Origin of the sequence: Streptomyces coeruleofuscus (genome assembly GCF_039532725.1) — a bacterium.
Taxonomy (GTDB): Bacteria; Actinomycetota; Actinomycetes; order Streptomycetales; family Streptomycetaceae; genus Streptomyces; species Streptomyces coeruleofuscus.
In genome coordinates this window covers 531,584-552,474 of record NZ_BAAASE010000003.1, presented here as the reverse complement: position 1 = coordinate 552,474, position 20,891 = coordinate 531,584, and the positions used below count along the sequence as shown (strand labels likewise).

Sequence of the window (20,891 nt, the reverse complement as noted above, 5' to 3'; positions counted from 1 at the left end):
GAGAGGGGCACCGGTGAACGACCGATACGACCCGGGGTACGGGGACGACCAGTACGAACTCGTCGGCTACGACGAGTACGGCCGGCCTGTCTACCGCCAGGTCCCGGCACAGCAGACCCAGCAGCAGACGTACGACCCGTACGCCCAGCAGCAACAGCAGGGCTACGGCTACGACCCGTACGCCACGACAGGGCAGCAGCCCCCGGCCGCGTACGACTACGGCACCGGTCAGCAGCAGCCCGTCTACGGCTCCTACGACCACCCCTACGCCTCCGGGCAGCACCAGGGCGGCACCGCGCCTCACGACCCCTATGGCCAGGCCGCGGCCGGCGCCGGTACGGCCCAGCAGCCCCGGGTCGCCGAACAGACCGCCCACATCCCGCAGCAGGCGGGCCCGGCCGACGACGAGGACGTCCGGGGCGGTCCCCAGCGGGATTACCACACCGAACAGTTCGCCTTCGTCGAGGATCCCGACGACAACTCCGAAGACGTCATCGACTGGCTGAAGTTCACCGAGAACCGCACCGAGCGCCGCGAGGAGGCCCGGCGCCGCGCCCGCAGCCGGATCGTCGCCCTGGTCGTCGTCCTCGCGCTCGCCGCCGTCGGCGGCGTCGGTTACCTCTGGTACGCGGGGAAGCTGCCCGGCCTGTCCTCCGGCGACTCCACGACGGGCACCGCCACGGCCGCGGGCGCCCAGAAGCGCGACGTGATCGTCGTCCACCTGCACGACACCAAGGGCAGCGGCACCGCCACGGCCCTCCTCGTGGACAACACCACCACCAAGCGGGGCACCACCGTCCTGCTGCCCAACTCCCTCACCCTGACCAGCGACGACGGCACCACGACGACGCTCGCCAAGTCGGTCGAGGACGACGGCTCCGACGGCACCCGTGACGCACTCGACACGGTCCTCGGCACCGACATCCAGGGCACCTGGCGCCTGGACACCCCCTACCTCGAGAACCTCGTCAACCTCGTCGGCAACATCGACGTCGACACCGACACGGACGTCCCCGACCCCGGCGCCAAGAAGAAGGGCGCCGCTCCCCTGGTCAACGAGGGCAAGGCCCAGACCCTCAGCGGCAAGATGGCCGTCGCATACGCCACCTACCGCGCCCCCGGCGAGGCCCAGAACGCCCAGCTGGAGCGCTTCGGACAGGTCCTGCAAGGCGTACTGCGCAAGATGTCCTCCGACCCGCAGGCCGCGACGACCACGATCCAGACCCTGGCGCAGATCCTGGACCCGTCCCTGACCGACAAGGACCTCGGCACCTTCCTCGCCGGGCTCTCCGACCTCGCCAAGGGCGGCGACTACCGGACGGACCTGCTGCCCGTCCAGGCGGACGGCACGCTCAGCGCCCAGGCCAGTGAGGGCGTGGTCAAGAACGTCCTCGGCGGCACCGCCAAGAGTCCCGACAAGGACGCCGCCGTCAGCGTCTCCGTCCAGAACGCCAGCGGTGTGAAGGACAACACGGAGAAGGCCCGCGTCGTGCTCCTCAACGGCGGCTTCACCTTCCTGGAGGGCGGCACGCCCGGCTCCGCCCAGGCCACGTCCAAGGTCACCTACGCCGACGCCGCCGGCAAGGCCGACGCGGCCGAGGTCGCCAAGACCCTGGGCCTGCCCGAGGGCTCCGTCACCAAGGGCAGGATCTCCGCGGGCGCCGACGTCGCCGTCGTCCTCGGCCAGGACTACAAGCCGTCGTCCGACTAGCCGGCAGGAGTGCGCCCCCCACCCGGTCCACGTAATCGCGTGGGGGGCGCACGGCGGTCCGTGAGACCCTAGGTGGCAAGTGACCGCCGACGGAAAGCCTTGTAGTGACCGTGACCGACCGCTCTCACGAGCTGATCAACACCGCCGCCCAGGCGGCCGCCGACAAGCTGGCACACGACATCGTCGCCTACGACGTCAGTGACGTGCTGTCCATCACGGACGCCTTCCTGCTGGCCTCCGCTCCCAACGACCGTCAGGTCAAGTCGATCGTCGACGAGATCGAGGAGCGCCTCAGCAAGGAGCTCGGCGCCAAGCCGGTACGCCGCGAGGGCGACCGCGAGGCCCGCTGGGTGCTGCTCGACTACGTCGACATCGTCGTCCACGTCCAGCACAGCGAGGAGCGCGTCTTCTACGCCCTGGAGCGGCTCTGGAAGGACTGCCCCGAGCTGGAGCTGCCCGAGGACGCCAAGGCCACCCGCGGCAAGGCCGAGGAGCACGCCAAGCTGCGAGCGGCCGAGGAGGCGGCGGAGCTGGAAGGTGACTGGCGGTGACCTCCTTCAGTGAGGCGTCCGCCGGCAAGGGCCGGGGCCGCCGCATCATCCTCTGGCGGCACGGCCAGACCGCGTGGAACGTGGAGCGCCGCTTCCAGGGCACCACGGACGTCGAGCTCACCGAGACCGGCGTCGCCCAGGCCCGCCGCGCCGCCCGGCTGCTCGTCGGCCTGAAGCCGGCCGCGATCGTCGCCTCCGACCTGAAGCGGGCCGCGAACACGGCCGCCGAGCTCGCCGCGCTCACCGGCCTCGACGTGACCCACGACGAGGCGCTGCGCGAGACCTACGCCGGTGTCTGGCAGGGCCTGACGCACGAGGAGATCATCGCCCGGCACGGCGAGGAGTACGCCGCGTGGAAGCGCGGCGAGCCGGTGCGCCGCGGTGGTGGCGAACTGGAGACCGAGGTCGCCGACCGCGCCGCCCCGGTGGTGCTGCGGCACGCCGAGAAGCTCCCCGAGGACGGCACGCTCGTCGTGGCCAGTCACGGCGGCACCATCCGCACCACCATCGGCCGCCTCCTCGCCCTGGACCCCCACAACTGGGAGAGCCTCGGCGGACTCTCCAACTGCTGCTGGTCCGTCCTCGGTGAAGGCGCCCGCGGCTGGCGCCTGCTGGAGCACAACGCCGGCACGCTGCCGGAACCGGTGCTCGGCGACGACGACTGACCCGGATTTCACTTTCCGGCAGGTCGCAGGCTAAAGTTCTTCTTGTTCGCCCGGCCCGCCGGGAACGAACAAGAGGGGCTATAGCTCAGTTGGTAGAGCGCCTGCATGGCATGCAGGAGGTCAGGAGTTCAATTCTCCTTAGCTCCACGTCAAGATCCCGTTCCCGTCCAGGGGGCGGGATTTTTCGTGCCCCGGGTTGAGTCACTCGGGCCCGCTGAGGCGTATACCTCTACGGCCGCGACGCCTGCCGTGTCCGGACTGGTACTGAGGCGTCGCTGACCGTATTGCTCCGGCCGTGGCAGAATCAAACGGCCGGAAGGGGGCGCGGCCCGACGGGAGGAGTAGCGATGCCTGCGAGCATCCAGGAGGTCGACCACCTCCTCGGAGCAGCATTGACAGGGGATATGTCGACCCGCCTCAGCTGCCCTTCCTGCGGATCCGCGCACGTGGCCCAGATGCTCGGCGACAACGGCGGGATCTCCTACGTGTGCACGGCCTGCGGCCACAGCTGGAGCTGATCGATGGGTGCACACAGGCGGAAATGCGACTGGTGTGGCAGCGGGACTCCGATCGTCCGCGACATGGAGCCGATCAATCCCGACTACCAGTACTGGTGCGAGGAGTGCGCGCGGGCGCTGATCATAAAGGGCGACCCGATCGAGACGTACCGCGAGCTGGAGGGCGAGCCGATCTACGGCCGGCTTCTGGAGGAGCACTGCACGCTCAAGCGGTTCTATTCGTTCGTCACGGCGTAGAGCCCGCAAGGTCGGTGTGAATCCGACATAGCGGGCATCCCCGTACGAGGCGAAATCGATTTGGTGTTGGGCCCGCTGGACCAGTAAAGTTGGCGTCGCCGCCGGGGAAACCCGGAGGGACGCAGCAAGGGGCTATAGCTCAGTTGGTAGAGCGCCTGCATGGCATGCAGGAGGTCAGGAGTTCAATTCTCCTTAGCTCCACAGCAGATGAGAAGGCGGGCCATCCGATCGGATGGCCCGCCTTCTTCGTGTGCGGTGTCCCAGTGCGCGTACGGCGGGCTCCCCTGGGGGAAGCCCGCCGTACGTGTGCTCAGCGGCCGAGAGCGCGGCGGCCGCGGCCCTGGGACAGGACGGGGAGGTTGCGGGACGGCGCGCCGCCCTGAGCGCGCGTGTCCTCCTCGATGCGCAGGGCCAGCGCCGGGCAGCGGCGCACCGCGCGTAGAGCCTTGTCCTCGGCGTACCGCGGCACCTTCGCCTGCGCCACGGTCGGGAAGCCGTCGGCGCCGAGCTGGAACACCTCGGGGAGGATGTCCGCGCACAGGCCGTGGCCCCGGCACAGCGTCCAGTCGACGAAGATCTTCTGGCGGCTGGGGCCGTTCTCCTCGGACTCGCCGCCGCCCGGGATGCCCGTAGGGGCCCTGCCGCCCTCGAAGAGCGGCAGAACGCCCTCCACGGGCCGTCCGCAGCCATTTCCGAGGACATGGGCGGCCAGGTCGTCCGTGAACGCCTTGATGGTCGACTCGATGAACATCGCGGAGCCGTCGGGATGCGAACACGCGCCGCGCCGCTTCACGTTCTTGGCGACCTGCTTGAGGGCTTCCAGGGCGGCCGGTCCGCCGCCGTTGAGGATGTCCTCCAGGCCGCGCGCGGCGGCCGGCAGGCCGAGGTAGCAGGGGCCGCACTGGCCCGCGCTCTCCTCCGCCAGCCATTGGGCGACACGCAGTGACTCGCCCAGGGGGCAGGTCTCCTGAGTGATCGGCAGGATCGCGCCGGCGCCGAGCGCGCCGCCCACCGCGTCCAGGGAGTTGCGGGAGACGATCGCCTCGTTGACCGTCGCCGCGTCGATCCACTTGCCGTGGTAGCCGCCGGTGAGCACGCCCTGCGGCACCGGCGGGGCACCGGCGAGCTGGAGGACGTACCGCAGCGGCACGCCCGTCGGGACCTCGATCACCATGGGGCGGGCGACCGCCCCGGAGACCGTGAGCATGACGGTGCCCGGCTCGTCGTACAGGCCGGTGTTGCCGTAGCGCTCCGGGCCGATGCGGGCGGCGATGGCCAGTTGGGCGAAGGTCTCGGCGTTGGACAGCAGCGTGGGCGCGCCGCCGACGCCGTTCTGCGAGGCGCTGACCTTGCGGCCCGGCGGGATGGCCGGGCCGCCGTCGATGGAACGGATCAGCGACGCGGCGGCGCCGGTGACCATCCGGACCGGATTGCGCTGCACACGCGCGCGAAGTGCCGATCTGCGGCCGTTGCTGAGGCCGCGTTCGGCCAGCGCGGCCTCCATGGAGCGCTGTGTGGACTCACGGGTGACCCCCACCACGAGCGTGCGGGCACCCAGCGCCTCCGCGCACAGCAGTGCGCCGTCCAGGATCAGATGGGGAGCACGGTTGATCAGCACCGTGTCCTTGCGGCAGGCCGGCTCGTCCTCGCTTCCGTTCACGACGACGACCGGCCGGACGCCGCGTTTGATCGCGGCCTCGGCGACCGAGCGCAGCTTCTTGTGGAAGGGGAAGCCCGCGCCGCCGCGGCCCTTCAGGTTGATGCGTTCGGCGAGTTGCGCGAGCTGCTCGCCGCCCATCGGCTCGAGTGGCCCGTGCACCTTCAGGTGCATGGGCAGATCGAGCCGATCGACAAGGTCGAAGCCGGACGTGAGCTGGGGAAGGCCGACCACGCGGACTTCGGGTACGTCAGGCAAAGCCTCGTTCACTTAAAGCCTCCGGAAGGCGTGTTCCAAGGTTCGCCCGATCCCGGTGCGTCGAAGTCGTAGGACGCACCGGGCAGTGTTTCAGTGGCGGGACCGCTGTTGTACGTGTCGTTCGGGTAGTACGTGTCGTAGACGGCATTCGTCTCACCCGTGTCGTACACGTCACTCGATCCATAGCCGGAGGCGCCTGGATTGTCATAGGCCGGAATGCTTTGACCGGTGTCCTGCGAGGGGTCGTAGGGCGGGATGTTGAAGCCCGTGTCCTGGAGCGGGTCGTAGGCCGACGGCGGGGCCTCGCCGACCGGCGGCGGGGACGGGATCGGCCAGTTGCCCGAGGTGCTGGAGGGGCCGTCCACGGTCGGGATGGTCTGGGTGGGCTGCATGTCCAGCGGCAGTTCCATGCGGTCGGTCGGCCCCGGCGCGAACGCCTGCTGGCCCGCGGGCGGGCTCGAGACGGCCCGGTAGGCCGCGGCGAAGCCGCTCGTGGACTCCTGGGGGGTGGCGCGCTCCGCCTTCTCGTACCGCGGCCCCGACGAGGAGGCCATGGCCCCCACGGGCGTGTCCCGGCCCTCGTAGCCGGGCAGCGCGGAGCCGGTGCCCGCCCGGGCCCGGCTCTCCTCCAGGTCCCTGCGGCCCAGGCCCTCCCCGGGCCCGATGAGCTGGGCGAACTTGTCGGCGACCTTGCGCTTCACCGGGCGCGGAGCGGTGCGCAGGGCGAGGGCTCCGGCCACGCCGACCAGGGACAGGCAGTACAGGATGACGAAGATCGGCTTGGCTTGGCGACCCGCGTAGAGGCCGTGGACCAGCGCGGCGCACCAGGCCGGGTAGGCCAGCATGTGCATGGCCCGCCAGCGGGCCGCGACGGGCGCCGGGGACGCGAAGCGGTTGCGCAGCACGCCCGTGATGCCCACGAAGATCATGAGCATGCCCGCCAGGGTGCCCAGGCCGATCAGGAAGGACCTGCCCGCGACCACCTCTTCGTCGGTGAACAGCAGCCCGAAGGGGATCACCGCGGCGATCCACGAGGTGTGGGACAGCGCCAGTTTCACCCCGATGTGCACCAGCAGGAAGGCGATCGAGGCGACGGCCGTGGTCCGGTGCACGGCCTGCGCCAGGATGCGCCTGCGGGCGTCGAGGAGGATCCGGTCCTGGGCGACCAGGCCCCAGATCACCGAGCAGGTCAGGCATACCAGGGACAGCACGCCCGCGCCGAAGTTGAGGAACTCGGCGAAGGAGTCGTCTGCCGTGGAGTCGTTGGGGTTCACGACCGGCCTCCCCACATCCCGGTGACCGGGTGTAGCGAGCTGTTACTGCGATGAGGGTTCATGGGGGCAACTCCGAGCGGTTCGGGAAAGCGGTCCCGCTGCCGCACTCTAAAGCCGCGCCATACCGATGGGTACGAGGTTTGAGTTATTGCGTTGTTATCAAAGGACAATGTGGTTGTTGTGATGTCCCTTAGCGACTGTTACGCGAAGTAACTTTTGACCCTGGTTCAGCTTTTCGGGCAACGAGACGGCCCACCGGAAGCGCGTCGCGACGCGCTGGGGGCCTGCGGTACCCTAACGCCATGCGTGCCGTACGCCTTCTGCTTAGCGGGCCGCGCTGATCAGTCCCGGCCACCGGACGAGTCGAGTGGCCGGAATCGGCGCGGCGTCCCCTCCTGTGCGAGGGGATTTTTCGTTTCTCGAACGACACAGCCGTAGGCAGAGACGATCGATGGAGCTTTGAGGATCATGAGCGAGACGAACCCCGCTGCCGCCTCCGAGGTGGCAGCGCCGCACCGCTACACGGCCGCCATGGCAGCCGAGATCGAGGCACGCTGGCAGGACTTCTGGGACGCAGACGGCACCTACGGTGCGCCCAACCCGAAGGGCGACCTGGCGGGCGACCGGTCGATCGTCGCCAAGCCCAAGAAGTTCGTCATGGACATGTTCCCGTACCCCTCGGGTGCGGGCCTGCACGTCGGACACCCGCTGGGCTACATCGCCACGGACGTGTTCGCGCGCTTCCAGCGCATGACCGGCCACAACGTCCTGCACACCCTGGGCTTCGACGCCTTCGGCCTGCCCGCCGAGCAGTACGCCGTGCAGACCGGCACGCACCCGCGCGCGTCCACCGAAGCCAACATGGAGAACATGAAGTCCCAGCTGCGCCGGCTGGGCCTGGGCCACGACAAGCGCCGGTCGTTCGCCACGATCGACCCGGAGTACTACAAGTGGACCCAGTGGATCTTCCTGCAGATCTTCAACTCCTGGTACGACCACGAGGCCGGGAAGGCCCGCCCGATCGCCGAACTGATCGGCCAGTTCGAGTCGGGTGAGCGGCCCGTACCGGGACACACGCGCGCGTGGAGCGAGCTGAGCGCCGCAGAGAGGGCCGACGTCCTGGGCGAGTTCCGGCTGGCGTACGCCTCCGACGCGCCGGTCAACTGGTGCCCGGGGCTGGGCACCGTGCTGGCCAACGAGGAGGTCACCGCCGACGGCCGCTCCGAGCGCGGCAACTTCCCGGTCTTCAAGGCCAAGCTGCGCCAGTGGAACATGCGCATCACGGCCTACGCCGACCGGCTGCTGGAGGACCTGGAGGAGCTGGACTGGCCCGAGGCCATCAAGCTCCAGCAGCGCAACTGGATCGGCCGCTCCGAGGGCGCCCGCGTCGACTTCCCGATCGACGGCGAGCGCATCACCGTCTTCACCACCCGCCCGGACACCCTGTTCGGCGCGACGTACATGGTGCTGGCGCCCGAGCACCCGCTGGTCGAGAAGTTCGTCCCGGCCGCCTGGCCGGAGGGCACCCACGAGGTGTGGACCGGCGGCCACGCGACCCCCGGGGAGGCCGTCGCCGCCTACCGCGCGCAGGCCGCGTCCAAGTCCGACGTGGAGCGGCAGGCCGAGGCCAAGGACAAGACCGGCGTCTTCATCGGCGCCTACGCGACCAACCCGGTCAACGGCGAGCGGATCCCGGTCTTCATCGCCGACTACGTGCTGATGGGCTACGGCACCGGCGCGATCATGGCGGTACCGGCACACGACACGCGTGACTTCGAGTTCGCGCGCGCCTTCGAGCTGCCGATCAACTGCGTCGTCGAGCCGACCGACGGCCGCGGCACCGACACCTCGACGTGGGACGCGGCCTTCGTGTCGTACGACGCGAAGATCGTCAACTCCACGGGGGAGGGTGTCTCCCTGGACGGCCTGGGGGTCGTCGACGCCAAGGCGCGCATCACCGAGTGGCTGGAGCGGTCCGGCACCGGCGAGGGCACCGTCAACTTCCGGCTGCGCGACTGGCTGTTCAGCCGCCAGCGCTACTGGGGCGAGCCCTTCCCGATCGTCTACGACGAGGACGGCATCGCCCACGCGCTGCCCGAGTCGATGCTGCCCCTGGAACTGCCCGAGGTCGAGGACTACTCGCCGCGCACGTTCGACCCGGACGACGCCGACACCCAGCCCGAGACCCCGCTGTCCCGCAATGAGGACTGGGTCAACGTCACGCTGGACCTGGGCGACGGCCCGAAGAAGTACCGGCGTGAGACCAACACCATGCCCAACTGGGCCGGTTCCTGCTGGTACGAGCTGCGCTACCTGGACCCGCACAACAGCGAGAAGCTGGTCGACCCGGAGGTCGAGCAGTATTGGATGGGCCCGCGCGAGGGACAGCCGCACGGCGGTGTCGACCTGTACGTCGGCGGCGCCGAGCACGCCGTGCTGCACCTGCTGTACGCGCGCTTCTGGTCCAAGGTCCTGTACGACCTGGGGCACGTCTCCTCCGCCGAGCCGTTCCACAAGCTGTTCAACCAGGGCATGATCCAGGCCTACGTCTACCGCGACAGCCGTGGCATCGCGGTGCCGGCCGCCGAGGTGGAGGAGCGCGACGGCGCGTACTACTACCAGGGCGAGAAGGTCTCCCGGCTGCTGGGCAAGATGGGCAAGTCCCTGAAGAACGCGGTCACTCCGGACGAGATCTGCGAGGAGTACGGCGCCGACACACTGCGTCTGTACGAGATGGCGATGGGCCCGCTGGACGTCTCCCGGCCCTGGGACACGCGCGCGGTGGTGGGCCAGTTCCGGCTGCTCCAGCGGCTGTGGCGCAACATCGTCGACGAGGCGACCGGCGAGGTCACCGTCGTCGACGCCGAGCCGGACGAGGAGACGCTGCGCGCCCTGCACAAGGCGGTCGACGGCGTGCGCGGGGACCTGGAGGGCATGCGGTTCAACACCGCCATCGCCAAGGTCACCGAGCTGAACAACCACCTGACCAAGGCGGGCGGGGCGGTGCCGCGCACCGTGGCCGAGCCGCTGGTGCTGATGGTCGCGCCGCTGGCCCCGCACATCGCCGAGGAGCTGTGGCGCAAGCTGGGGCACGAGGACTCCGTGGTGCACCAGGACTTCCCCGTGGCCGACCCGGCGTACGTGGTCGACGAGACCGTGACCTGTGTGGTGCAGATCAAGGGCAAGGTCAAGGCGCGGCTGGAGGTCTCGCCGTCGATCTCCGAGGACGAGCTGGAGAAGGCCGCGCTGAGCGACGAGAAGGTCGTCGCCGCGCTGGGCGGGGCCGGGATCCGGAAGGTGATCGTGCGGGCGCCGAAGCTGGTGAACATCGTTCCGGCATAGCCGCCAGGCAGTGCGGACCGCTCTCAGGGTGGTCCCCTACGGGCAGGTTCGGGGTTTTTCTGGAACTCCGGGCCTGCCTGTTGCGTTTACCGTTGAAGAGCGGCGTGAGACGTGCCGATACGCCCTGAGGAGGAGCCGGTGGAAGCAGTGATCGCAGTATTCGCCTTGCTCTTCGTGCTCTTTCTCGGGCTCGGTGTGTACGCCACGGTGAAGGTGGTCGGCGCCGCCAAGCGCGGCGTGGACCGCGGCATCACGCAGGCCCGCCGCACGGTCGAGGACCACACCCTGCGGGCCAAGTCCTTCGCCCAGCCGGGTGCCGCGGGCGAACTCGCCCAACTCCGGCTGAAGCTGCGCACCTCCATGCGTGCCACCCAGGACGCGCTGCACGCGGCCGTCGCCGAGGACGAGTCCCTGAAGGAGTCCCTCGGCCTCTTCGAACGCCTCAGTGCGCACGGGCACGAGCTGGACGACGAGCTGAAGCGCCTGGAGTCCGAGCCCGACCGCGGCGCGCTCGGCGGGCGGCTGCCCGAGCTGCGGGAGCGCACCGAACGCATCACACAGTCGGCGGACGCCCTGCGCTGGGCCGCCCGTGACCGCGCCCACCGCTTCGCGGAGGACGACCTGGACGCACTCAGCGCCCAGATCCACATGGAGGCCGGGGCGCTGCGGCACTGGACGACGCCGGAGTCCCAGCAGCCCGCCTCCTCTCCGGAACCGCAGCCCGCCGCGAAACCGTGGCCCGAGGCTCCCGCCGCCGATACCGCGACGGCCGGGCAGACCTGGCCGGAGACCCCGCAGTCGAGCCCGGCGGACGAGCCGGCGCGGCCCGCCATCGCCCCGCCGGGGCCGCGCCCCACCTACCCCTGGCAGAAGAAGCCCCGCCCCGAGAGCACCACTTGATCCGGCCAGTCGCGTCACAGGGCACGGGGGCCGGGCTGCCGCACGGGCGCTACGGCAGGTAACCTCCAGCTCATGTCCCGCCATGTCGCGATCGTCACCGATTCAACGGCCTACCTGCCGACCCGGACGATGGAGCGCCACGGCATCACAGCGGTACCTCTGACCGTCGTCCTCGGCGACCGGGCGCTGGAGGAGGGCACCGAGATCTCGACCCGCGCCCTCGCCCAGGCTTTGCAGAAGCGGCGTCCGGTGACGACCTCGCGGCCCAGCCCCGCCCTCTTCGAGGAGACGTACCGCAAGGTCGCCGAGTCCGGCGCCACCGGCATCGTCTCCCTCCATCTCTCCGCCGAGCTCTCCGGTACGTACGACGCGGCCGTGGTCGCCGCGCGGCAGGCGCCGGTGCCGGTGCGGGTGGTGGACACCGGCATGATCGCGATGGCGCTCGGCTTCTGCGCGCTCTCGGCGGCGGAGACGGCGGAGTCGGGCGGCACGGTGGACGAGGCCGTCACAGCCGCGGAGAAGCGGGCCGCGGGCACGTCCGCCTACTTCTACGTCGACACCCTCGACTACCTGCGCCGCGGCGGCCGTATCGGTGCCGCGCAGGCCCTGCTGGGCTCGGCGCTCGCGGTGAAGCCGCTGCTGCAACTGGCCGACGGCCGTATCCAACCGCTGGAGAAGGTGCGGACCGCGTCGAAGGCGATCGCCCGCCTGGAGGAGATCGCGGCCGAGCGCGCGGGCAGCGCCAAGGTCGACGTCGCCGTTCACCATCTCGCCGCCCCGGACCGGGCGTCGGCCCTCGCCGACCGGTTGCGGGCGCGGGTGTCCGGGCTCGCCGATCTGCATGTCAGCGAGGTCGGGGCGGTGATCGGGGCGCACACCGGGCCCGGGTTGCTGGGGGTCGTGGTTTCGCCGCAGTGAACGGTCACGGCGGGCCCTGATCACCCGTGTGGGTGGCCGGGTTGTCCACAAGTCGGCCGTTGTCCCCGGGAATTGCGCAAGATCATCGCGGGGGTGCCGACGTGGCCGATCCTCGTCGCATGGCACTTCGATCACGTTCACGCACAGCGACTGCGACCAGTGGGCCCGGCCGTGGACCGGCGTCCGACGGCCGCATCCGTCACCGCCGTCACCGGCCTGTCGCACACGGCCGGGCACGGCATCGTCTTGCCTCGGCGGAGGAACTCCGCCGCCGCGCGGAGGTGCTGTTCGGCGGGCATGCCGAAGGGGGCGGGGAGCGGCGGGAGTCGGGCCATGGTCCGCCCGAGGAGAGGATTGCCGTAGGACGTGCTCGACACGGGCAGGATCAGCCGGGAATCGTTGCGGAAGCCGCTGTGGATGCCGGTGTGGCGTCTGTCCGTGTCCCCGACGGTGCCGACGGCGGTGGGGTGGGCGCCGGGGCTGTCGGCGGGGACGGTCGCCTTGCGGAAGGGACCTGGCGGGAGCGGGCTGGGCTCGCGGTGCGGGAGCGCATGCCCGTGTGGTTGCAGGCGAGGTGCGGCCTGGAGCGGCGGAGCGTGCTCGCGCTGACGGTGGTGCTCGTCGTCGCGGCGGCGTTCGCCGTGCAGCACTTCTGGGCGGGCCGGACCCAGTCCGTACGGCCGCCCGAGGTGGTGCGAGCGGCCGCACCCTACGGAGAGCAGGCACAGAGCGGGCCGGCGGAGCCGGGACGCGGAGCGGGCGCGCCCGCAGGAGCGGCGAAGGCGGCAGAGGCGGCCGAGATCGTCGTGGACGTCGGCGGCAAGGTCCGCGAACCCGGGATCCACCGGCTGCCGGCCGGCTCGCGCGTCGCGGACGCGCTGCGCGCGGCGGGCGGGGTGAAGCCCGGCACGGAGACCGACGGTCTCAACCGCGCCCGGTTCCTCGTGGACGGCGAGCAGGTGATCGTGGGCGGACCGGCTGCCGCCGCGGGGACCGGGACGGGCGGTACGGCTGCCGGAGGCACGGCCGGTGCGGCGGCGGGCGGCGTGCTGCCGGGGGCTCCCGTCTCCCTCAACGCGGCCACCGCCGACCAGCTCGACACCTTGCCGGGCGTCGGCCCGGTGCTGGCGCAGCACATCATCGACTACCGCACGCAGCACGGAGGTTTCCGTTCCGTGGACGAGCTGCGCGAGGTGAACGGCATCGGCGAACGCCGCTTCGCCGACCTGCGGAATCTCGTACGGCCATGAGCGGGGCTCCCGAGCTGCCGGCGCGGCGGGACGAGGCGGCACCTGAGGCCTTCACCGCCGGACCGGCCCCTCCCACCGGGTCCGCTTCTCCCGCCCGGTCGTCCGTGCACGCCTCCTCCGGAAAGCGGCTGGGCAGCGCCCGTCCGAGGCAGGAAGGACCCACGGACCTACGGCTCGTCCCACCCGCCCTCGCGGCCTGGGGCACGGCGGCCCTGGTGCTGGACGCGCCGCCGGGGTGGGTCCTGGGCATCGTGACCGGATGTCTGGCCGCCGTCGGCCTGCTGCCCCTGGCCCGGCGAGCAGGGTGGGCCTCCTGGTCGCGGGCTTCGGCCGCCGCCGTGCTGCTGTGCGTGGCCGCGGCTGCCGCCTCGGCCGGGCTGCACGGGGCGGATCTGCGCCGGGGGCCCGTGCCCGGCCTGGCGCGGGAGTACGCGACGGTGACCGCCGAGGTCGAGGTCACCTCCGACCCCCGGCTCACCCGGCCGAAGGTCCGGGGCGATCATGTCGCTCCGACCGCCGTGCTGATCGACGCCGAGGTACGGCGCGTTCAGGAGGCGGGTGGCGCGACGGTGGCGACGCGGGCGCCGGTGCTGCTGATCGTCGACGTGGAGTCGGCCGGCCGGATCGTCGAGGATGGGCGGTCGGCGCCCGCGGGCGGGGCGACCGGGGCCGTCGGGGGTGGGCAGCCGGTACCCGGGACCGGGGCGGTCGGGGGTGGGCAGCCGGTACCCGGGGCGGTCGGGCATGGGCGGCAGGCGACCGGCGGGCCGGTGCGGTCGCCGTGGCTGGGGCTGCTGCCGTCGACGCGGCTGCGGGTCGGCGCGCGGCTGGCGCCCGCGATGACGGGCGGAGACCGGGTCGCGGCGGTGCTGCGAGTGCGGGGCGGGGCCGGACCGGTGGTGGTGGGGCAACCCTCGGCTGCTCAGCGGCTCGCCGGGCGGTTGCGGGCCGGGCTGCGGGAGGCGACCGACGGGCTGCCGGCGGATGCCCGGGCTCTGTTGCCGGGGCTGGTCGTGGGGGACACCTCGCGGGTCACCCCGGAGCTGGAGGAGGCCTTCAAGGAGACCGATCTCACGCACACTCTGGCCGTATCCGGGGCCAACTTCACCATCCTGCTCGCCCTGCTGCTCGGGCCGCCGGGCCTGGCGCAGCACGTCGAGCGGCGGGGGCTCGCGCCTCGCCTCGGTGTCTCCCTGCGGGCGACGGCGGTGCTCGGGGGCGTGCTCTCACTCGGGTTCGTCGTCGTGTGCCGACCGGACCCGAGCGTGCTGCGGGCCGCGGCCTGCGGAGCCGTCGCGCTGCTCGCCCTCGCGACCGGTCGCCGCAGGTCGCTCATCCCGGCACTGGCGACTGCGGTTCTGCTGCTGGTGCTGTATGACCCGTGGCTGGCCCGGAGTTACGGCTTCCTGCTCTCCGTCGTGGCCACCGGCGCCCTGCTCACGCTCGCGCCGCGCTGGAGCGCCGGGCTGCGGCGGCGCGGGGTGCCGCCGCGGCTCGCCGAGGCGCTGGCCGCTGCTGCCGCCGCGCAGGCCCTGTGCGCGCCCGTCGTGGCCGTGCTGTCGGCGCGGGTGAGCCTGGTGGCGGTGCCGTGCAATCTGATCGCGGAGTTCGCGATCGCGCCGGCCACCGTGCTGGGCTTCGCGGCACTGGCCACGGCACCGGTGACGATGCCGGTGGCCAAGGCCCTGGCGTGGTGCGCGCACTGGCCCGCCGAGTGGATCGCGGAGGTCGCCCGTACCGGGGCGGCGCTGCCGGGAGCGGGAGTGGACTGGCCGGGCAGTTGGGCGGGTGCGGCGCTGCTCGCGGCCCTGACATCGGCGGTGCTGCTCGTGGGGCGGCGGCTGCTCGGGCACCCCTGGTGGTGCGGGGTCTGCGGCCTGGCGCTGGTGCTGGTGGTCGTGCAGCCGCCGCCGCTGACCCGGGTGGTCACGGGCTGGCCGCCGCCCGGCTGGCGGCTGGTGATGTGCGACGTGGGGCAGGGCGACGCCATGGTTCTCGCGGCGGGCGAGGGCAGCGGCGTGGTGGTGGACGCCGGACCCGATCCGCAGCTCGTCGACCACTGCCTGCGCTCACTCGGCATCACCAGGATTCCGCTGGTCGTGCTCACCCACTTCCACGCCGATCATGTGGCGGGCCTGCCGGGGGTGCTGCGCGGACGGGCGGTGGGCGCGATCGAGACGACCGGCTTCGAAGAGCCCGCTGATCAGGCCGCGTTCGTACGGAGACAGGCGGCGGCCCGGCGGGTGCCCGTGACGCGGGCCGCCGCCGGGGAGCAGCGCCGCACGGGGGAGTTGTCCTGGCAGGTGGTGTGGCCGCCCCCGAGCCGGCCCCCGACGCATCCACCGGGCTCGCGTCCGCACCTGCTCCCGGCCCACCCGGTGCCGGAGGGGCCGAACGACGCCAGTGTCGCCATGCTGGTCCGGTCGGCCGGGCTGCGCCTGCTGCTCCTCGGGGACCTCGAACCCCCGGCCCAGCGGGCACTGGCGAGATCACCGGCCGCCGAGGAGCTGGAGAGCGTGGACGTGCTGAAGGTCGCCCACCACGGCTCGGCCTACCAGGACCCCGGGCTGATACACCGGGCGGCCCCGCGGCTGGCCCTGATCAGCTGCGGTGCGGACAACAGGTACGGCCATCCGGCGCCCGGCACGGTCGCGGCGCTGCGCGCCGGGGGTGCGGCGGTGCTGCGGACGGACCGGGACGGCGCACTGGCGGTCGTAGGAGGGGGCGGGGAGCTGAGGGTGGCGCGAGACTGAGCACATGCACTCAGCACAGGTTGATGCCTATCTCCGCCGCCTGGGAGTCGAGCACCCGGCGTGGCCCACCGTCGACGTGCTCCGCGAACTGCACCTGCGCCACCTGCGGACCGTGCCGTTCGAGAACCTGTCGATCCACCTCGGCGAGGAGATCGTGCTGGAGGAGAAGCGGCTGCTGGACAAGGTGGTGGGTGCCCGGCGGGGCGGATTCTGTTACGAACTCAACGGAGCCTTCGGGGCGTTGCTGGCCGCTCTGGGCTACGACGTGGCACTGCTCGCCGCGCGGGTCTACGGGGACGAGGAGCGGCTCGGGATCCCGTACGACCATCTCGCGCTGCGGGTCCGGACGGTGGACGGGGGCGACTGGCTGGCCGACGTCGGGTTCGGGGCGCACAGCCACCTGCCGCTGGCGTTCGGGGAGAGGGGAGAACAGCAGGATCCCGGGGGCACGTTCCGGATCGTCGAGGCGCAGCCGGACGCGGCGGGGGTGCGCGGTGGGCACCACACGGTGGAGGCGGCGGACCTGGACGTCATCCGCGACGGCAGGCCGCAGTACCGCCTGGAGGTACGGCCGCGGGTGCTCGGGGACTTCGTGGCCGGGGCGTGGTGGCACAGCACGTCGCCGGTGTCGCACTTCACGCGGTCGCCGGTCTGTTCGCGGGTCACGGAGGACGGAGGGCGGATCACGCTCAGCGGCCGCAGGTTCACGGTGACCGGGGCCGACGGCGGCCGTCAGGAGCGGGAGCTGGGGACGGACGAGGAGGTCCTCGGGGTGTACCGGGAGCGGTTCGGTATCGAACTGGGCTCAGTGCCGACGGTTCGGGGCAGCGGCCAGGAGAGCTGATCCCAACAAGAGAGGCAAGAAGGGAGAAAAGGGCGATGGGGTAGTGAGGGCAGAAGGGGCAGAGAGGTGCAGAAGCACCACTTGGGCCACATGGTGCTACTCGTGCGTAGTCCCAGCACAAGTGCTGGATTCCCGTGATGTGGTCTCGTGTTGCCTCGAATGCCTCATCGGTGGTCGAATGCCTCCTCGGTTAACCGTGATCAAACAGCTGACTTCGAGTCGCGAGGTGTCCATGATCGGCCGCTGGCTGGGAAGCCGAACCAATCGAGTGCAACGGACGAGTCCCCTGGCGGCGGTGCTCATGCCGCCGAGCGCCGGGGTGCTGGCCTGCCGGGCACTCGACCCGGTCAACGAACCGGTCAGACACGCGGAGTTCGCGGTCACCGACACCATGGGGCGTCCCGTGGTCAGCGGGGGAGCGGATCCGTTCGGGTCGTTCATGACGACGGTGCCCGCGGGGGAGTACCGGCTCGCCGTGTCGGCGGAGGGGTACACGCCCTACCGGGCGACCACCCAGGTCGCCGAGAACTCGCTCGCGTCGCTCGGTGACGTGACGCTCCAGGTGGCCCGGCCGGCGGAGCTGCCGGGGCCCGGCGACTGGGAGATCGAGTCGGCGCACTCCTCGATCGGCTTCACCGCGCGGCACATCGGACTCGCGCGGATCCACGGACAGTTCAAGTCCTTCGCGGGAGTCATACGGATCACCGAGCCGGTGGAGCATTCGGCGATGCACGTGGTGATCGACGCGGCGTCCATCGACACCAACATGAGGATGCGCGACGACCATCTGCGGTCGGCGGACTTCCTGGACGTCGCGAAGTTCCCGACCCTCGAGTTCTACAGCGACCGGTTCGTGCACAAGGGCGGGAACCGGTGGGCCGTGACGGGGGCGCTGTCGCTGCACGGCGTGACGCGCACGGTCACGCTGGACACGGAGTACCTGGGGCTGGGCAACGGCATGGAGGGCGAGGTGCGGGCGGCCTGCCGGGCCACGACCGAGCTGCACCGGGACGACTTCACGGTGAGCTGGCAGACGATGCTGGCCCGGGGCATCGCGGTGGTGGGGCCGAGCATCAAGGTCGACCTCGACGTGCAGGTCGTGCGCAAGGGCTGAGCGGCCGGGCCGTGAGCCGGTGTCGGACAATGGCCGGCGTGAGTGATGTGCGACATGTGCTGGTGCTGCCCGACCGTGATGCCGCGGAAGAGGTGGTGGAGGCGTTGCGGGAGCGGTTCGCGGTCGTCGAGGAGCCGCAGCTGGTGCGGGACGCGCTGGCCGGTGAGGACGACGCCGAGGACGCGCAGTGGCTGGTCGTCCTGCGGGACGAGGAGGAGCGGCTGGATCCCGGGGAGCTGGACCGGTTCGCCGGGGAGTGGGAGGGCTGGCGGGAGGAGCCGTAGGTCCGTGGAGGTCTGGTCCGCCGGCATGGAGCCGTAAGTCCTTCGGGGCCCGTTGTCAGTGCCGCGTGGGATGCTTGTCGCGATGGCCAGGAAGACTGCGAATGACGACCCTCTCGCCCCCGTGACGCTCGCCGTGGGCCAGGAGGAGCTGCTGCTCGACCGTGCCGTGCAGGAGGTGGTGGCCGCCGCGAAGGCCTCCGACGCCGACACGGACGTACGGGACCTGACCCCGGACCAGTTGCAGCCCGGCACGCTCGCCGAGCTGACGAGTCCGTCCCTCTTCGCGGAGCGCAAGGTCGTCGTCGTACGCAACGCGCAGGACCTGTCGGCCGACACGATCAAGGACGTGAAGGCATATCTCGGGGCGCCCGCCGAGGAGATCACCCTGGTGCTGCTGCACGCCGGCGGGGCCAAGGGCAAGGGGCTGCTCGACGCGGCGCGCAAGGCGGGCGCGCGCGAGGTGGCCTGTCCGAAGATGACCAAGCCGGCGGACCGGCTGGCGTTCGTGCGGCAGGAGTTCCGGGCGGTGGGCAGGTCCGCCACGCCGGAGGCGTGCCAGACGCTCGTCGACGCCATCGGGAGCGACCTGCGGGAGCTGGCGTCGGCGGTGTCGCAGCTGGTCGCGGACGTCGAGGGGACGATCGACGAGGCGGTCGTCGGGCGGTACTACACGGGCCGGGCCGAGGCGTCGAGCTTCACGGTCGCCGACCGGGCGGTCGAGGGGCGGGCGGCGGAGGCGCTGGAGGCGTTGCGCTGGTCGCTGTCGACCGGAGTGGCGCCCGTGTTGATCACGAGTGCGCTGGCGCAGGGCGTCCGGGCGATCGGCAAGCTGTCGTCGGCGCGTGGCGGACGGCCGGCCGATCTCGCCCGGGAGCTGGGCATGCCGCCGTGGAAGATCGACCGGGTGCGGCAGCAGATGCGGGGCTGGACTCCGGACGGGGTGGCCGTGGCGCTGCGGGCCGTGGCCGAGGCGGACGCGGGGGTGAAGGGCGGCGGGGACGATCCCGGGTACGCCCTGGAGAAGGCGGTGGTCACCATCGCACGGGCGGCGCGGTCCAGGGGCCGGGGGTAGTCCCAGCAGGACTCCGCCCCGAGCACCCGGGTCATCGAGCCTCCGCTCAGACCACCGGCTCCCCGATCCCCAGCAGGTTCCCCTCGCTGTCATGGAACCAGGCGCCGCGTTCGCCCCGTGCGCCCTTGCTCGGGTAGTTCCCCTCGATCTCGGCGATTCCGCCCTCCGTGCGGAAGCCGGGCACGTCGACCTCCTCGAAGACCACGCCGCGCCGCTTGAGCTCTGCCACGGCGGCCTCGAGATCGCCGACCTCCAGCGCCATCTGCGTGAAGGTGCCGGGTGAGGCTCCCGTGGACCGGAACAGCACGAACTCCGCGCCGCCGCACCGGTACAGCAGCCCGCCGGGCCGTTCGTCGGCCGGTTCCAGGCCGAGTTTCTCGGAGTAGAAGCGCCGTGCCCGGTCCAGGTCCTGGGCGGGAAGTCTGGTCGCCACACGGGCCACGGCCAGCACGTTCATGTCGTCTGCGTCCATGTCTCCACTGTGCCGCCGGAGCCGTCCGGAGGGAGAATCGGGAGTGCAGCCGTACTCGCCAAGTGACGGAGAGGTGGCGACGGACATGGCTGAGCACCCGCACGCAGCGCTGGTCCGCGAGGGATTCGATGCCTTCTCACGCGGTGACATGGACGGCTTGCGCGAGCTGATCGCCGGCGACGCCACACACCACGTGCCCGGCGATCACCCGTTGTCGGGCGACTTCAAAGGGGTGGACGCGATCATCGAGATGTACGAACGGCTGGGCGCGGAGACCAACGGGACGGCGCGTGCCGAACTGATCGGCATCTGTGTCGACGGCCGTGGTCACGCGGTCGGCATGACCCGCTTCACGGCCGAGCGCAACGGCAAGCGGCTGGACGACACCGGATGCATCATCTTCCGGATCGTCGGAGACAAGGTCACCGACCTCGACGAGTGTGTCGAGGACATCGACGAGAACAACGCATTCTGGTCCTGAACAGGCCGAAGGCCGGGTGCCCTCCCATGGGGAACAGGAGGACATCCGGCCTTCGCTTCAAGCTGTTGGATCCGCGCCCGCGTGGCGAACGCAGGCCGCGCGCGGACCCGAGGGGTGCCGGACGGGAGCGGATGAGAGAGGGCCCGCTCGATTCCCTCCGGCGTCACATCAGACGTCGTCAGCCCTTGAGCGCGGCGACCTTCTGAGCCAGCGCCGACTTCTTGTTGGCAGCCTGGTTCTTGTGGATGACGCCCTTCGAGACGGCCTTGTCGAGCTGACGCGCGGCAGCGCGCTGGTACTCGGTGGCCTTCTCGGCGTCACCCGCGGCAGCAGCCTCACGGGCCTTGCGGATCGCGGTCTTGAGGGAGGACTTGACGGCCTTGTTGCGCAGCCGAGCCTTCTCGTTGGTCTTGATCCGCTTGATCTGGGACTTGATGTTCGCCACGAATGAGCCTTCTCAGGTTCTGGCACGGGGCCGCACGGATGCCGCACGGTCTGTACCGGGTGATTTCTTGAGGAGTGCCTCCTGCGAGAGGGCATGAGGCACAGCCCCCCACGGTACCAGCGGGCTCATTCATGGCCCAAACCCG

19 protein-coding genes and 2 tRNA genes are annotated in these 20,891 nt (G+C 71.3%); 17 read left to right on the top strand and 4 right to left on the bottom strand.

Annotated features, from left to right (window positions below):
• Window positions 1–13 precede the first annotated feature (13 nt).
• The 7 genes from ABFX81_RS13730 (at window position 14) to ABFX81_RS13700 (ending at window position 3,883) form a co-directional block, all read left to right on the top strand.
• A complete protein-coding gene (locus tag ABFX81_RS13730) occupies window positions 14–1,711 on the top strand; it encodes a LytR C-terminal domain-containing protein (RefSeq protein ID WP_086843920.1) in 1,698 nt (565 codons plus the stop codon).
• A 104-nt stretch (window positions 1,712–1,815) separates the two neighbouring features.
• Window positions 1,816–2,262, top strand: coding sequence for a ribosome silencing factor (rsfS, locus tag ABFX81_RS13725; protein WP_086843922.1), 447 nt, complete (start codon window positions 1,816–1,818; stop codon window positions 2,260–2,262).
• Complete coding sequence (locus tag ABFX81_RS13720; protein WP_086843924.1) at window positions 2,253–2,927, top strand: histidine phosphatase family protein; 675 nt, start codon at window positions 2,253–2,255, stop codon at window positions 2,925–2,927. The genes rsfS and ABFX81_RS13720 overlap by 10 nt, the downstream gene beginning before the upstream one ends.
• A gap of 74 nt (window positions 2,928–3,001) precedes the next feature.
• Window positions 3,002–3,074: transfer RNA gene (locus ABFX81_RS13715), tRNA-Ala, on the top strand.
• Window positions 3,075–3,274: 200 nt separating this feature from the next.
• Window positions 3,275–3,445 carry a hypothetical protein gene (locus tag ABFX81_RS13710; protein ID WP_150480816.1) on the top strand — a complete coding sequence of 57 codons (171 nt, stop codon included), beginning with the start codon at window positions 3,275–3,277 and terminating at the stop codon, window positions 3,443–3,445.
• Window positions 3,446–3,448: 3 nt separating this feature from the next.
• Window positions 3,449–3,682, top strand: a complete 234-nt coding sequence (locus tag ABFX81_RS13705) for a hypothetical protein (protein WP_006136074.1) — start codon at window positions 3,449–3,451, stop codon at window positions 3,680–3,682.
• 128 nt (window positions 3,683–3,810) lie between these two features.
• A tRNA-Ala gene (locus ABFX81_RS13700) sits at window positions 3,811–3,883 on the top strand.
• A 109-nt stretch (window positions 3,884–3,992) separates the two neighbouring features.
• Here the strand turns inward: ABFX81_RS13700 and ABFX81_RS13695 are convergent.
• Window positions 3,993–5,609, bottom strand: a complete 1,617-nt coding sequence (locus ABFX81_RS13695; protein ID WP_167537343.1) for an NADH-quinone oxidoreductase subunit NuoF family protein — start codon at window positions 5,607–5,609, stop codon at window positions 3,993–3,995.
• Complete coding sequence (locus ABFX81_RS13690; RefSeq protein ID WP_086853935.1) at window positions 5,606–6,871, bottom strand: ferric reductase-like transmembrane domain-containing protein; 1,266 nt, start codon at window positions 6,869–6,871, stop codon at window positions 5,606–5,608. Before ABFX81_RS13690 ends, ABFX81_RS13695 begins: the two co-directional genes overlap by 4 nt.
• A 468-nt stretch (window positions 6,872–7,339) precedes the next feature.
• Between ABFX81_RS13690 and leuS the strand changes: the two genes are divergently transcribed.
• The 9 genes from leuS (at window position 7,340) to holA (ending at window position 19,348) form a co-directional block, all read left to right on the top strand.
• Window positions 7,340–10,213, top strand: coding sequence for a leucine--tRNA ligase (gene leuS, locus ABFX81_RS13685; protein WP_086853939.1), 2,874 nt, complete (start codon window positions 7,340–7,342; stop codon window positions 10,211–10,213).
• 138 nt (window positions 10,214–10,351) lie between these two features.
• On the top strand, window positions 10,352–11,113 hold the full coding sequence (locus ABFX81_RS13680; protein WP_086853940.1) for a hypothetical protein: 762 nt from the start codon (window positions 10,352–10,354) through the stop codon (window positions 11,111–11,113).
• A 72-nt stretch (window positions 11,114–11,185) separates the two neighbouring features.
• Window positions 11,186–12,031 carry a DegV family protein gene (locus tag ABFX81_RS13675; protein ID WP_086853942.1) on the top strand — a complete coding sequence of 282 codons (846 nt, stop codon included), beginning with the start codon at window positions 11,186–11,188 and terminating at the stop codon, window positions 12,029–12,031.
• Between the two features lie 119 nt (window positions 12,032–12,150).
• The gene (locus tag ABFX81_RS13670) at window positions 12,151–13,281 is read left to right on the top strand and encodes a helix-hairpin-helix domain-containing protein (protein ID WP_086853944.1); all 1,131 of its coding nucleotides are present in this window, start codon (window positions 12,151–12,153) and stop codon (window positions 13,279–13,281) included.
• Window positions 13,278–16,034, top strand: coding sequence for a ComEC/Rec2 family competence protein (locus ABFX81_RS13665; RefSeq protein WP_428837170.1), 2,757 nt, complete (start codon window positions 13,278–13,280; stop codon window positions 16,032–16,034). Before ABFX81_RS13670 ends, ABFX81_RS13665 begins: the two co-directional genes overlap by 4 nt.
• A 4-nt stretch (window positions 16,035–16,038) precedes the next feature.
• Complete coding sequence (locus ABFX81_RS13660) at window positions 16,039–16,878, top strand: arylamine N-acetyltransferase (protein WP_086849992.1); 840 nt, start codon at window positions 16,039–16,041, stop codon at window positions 16,876–16,878.
• A 232-nt stretch (window positions 16,879–17,110) separates the two neighbouring features.
• Window positions 17,111–17,992 carry a YceI family protein gene (locus tag ABFX81_RS13655; RefSeq protein ID WP_086849995.1) on the top strand — a complete coding sequence of 294 codons (882 nt, stop codon included), beginning with the start codon at window positions 17,111–17,113 and terminating at the stop codon, window positions 17,990–17,992.
• Between the two features lie 38 nt (window positions 17,993–18,030).
• Window positions 18,031–18,276 carry a ubiquitin family protein gene (locus ABFX81_RS13650; protein WP_078945276.1) on the top strand — a complete coding sequence of 82 codons (246 nt, stop codon included), beginning with the start codon at window positions 18,031–18,033 and terminating at the stop codon, window positions 18,274–18,276.
• Window positions 18,277–18,358: 82 nt separating this feature from the next.
• Window positions 18,359–19,348 carry a DNA polymerase III subunit delta gene (gene holA / locus ABFX81_RS13645; protein WP_346138106.1) on the top strand — a complete coding sequence of 330 codons (990 nt, stop codon included), beginning with the start codon at window positions 18,359–18,361 and terminating at the stop codon, window positions 19,346–19,348.
• 46 nt (window positions 19,349–19,394) lie between these two features.
• On the opposite strand, the gene ABFX81_RS13640 is transcribed toward holA, so the two are convergent.
• Window positions 19,395–19,820, bottom strand: a complete 426-nt coding sequence (locus tag ABFX81_RS13640; protein WP_086849997.1) for a VOC family protein — start codon at window positions 19,818–19,820, stop codon at window positions 19,395–19,397.
• An 85-nt stretch (window positions 19,821–19,905) separates the two neighbouring features.
• Here ABFX81_RS13640 and ABFX81_RS13635 point away from each other — a divergent pair, with 85 nt between their 5' ends.
• Window positions 19,906–20,301, top strand: a complete 396-nt coding sequence (locus tag ABFX81_RS13635) for a nuclear transport factor 2 family protein (RefSeq protein WP_086850017.1) — start codon at window positions 19,906–19,908, stop codon at window positions 20,299–20,301.
• Between the two features lie 178 nt (window positions 20,302–20,479).
• Here ABFX81_RS13635 and rpsT read toward each other — a convergent pair whose 3' ends face one another.
• Window positions 20,480–20,746, bottom strand: coding sequence for a 30S ribosomal protein S20 (rpsT, locus tag ABFX81_RS13630; protein WP_086849999.1), 267 nt, complete (start codon window positions 20,744–20,746; stop codon window positions 20,480–20,482).
• Window positions 20,747–20,891: the final 145 nt, after the last annotated feature.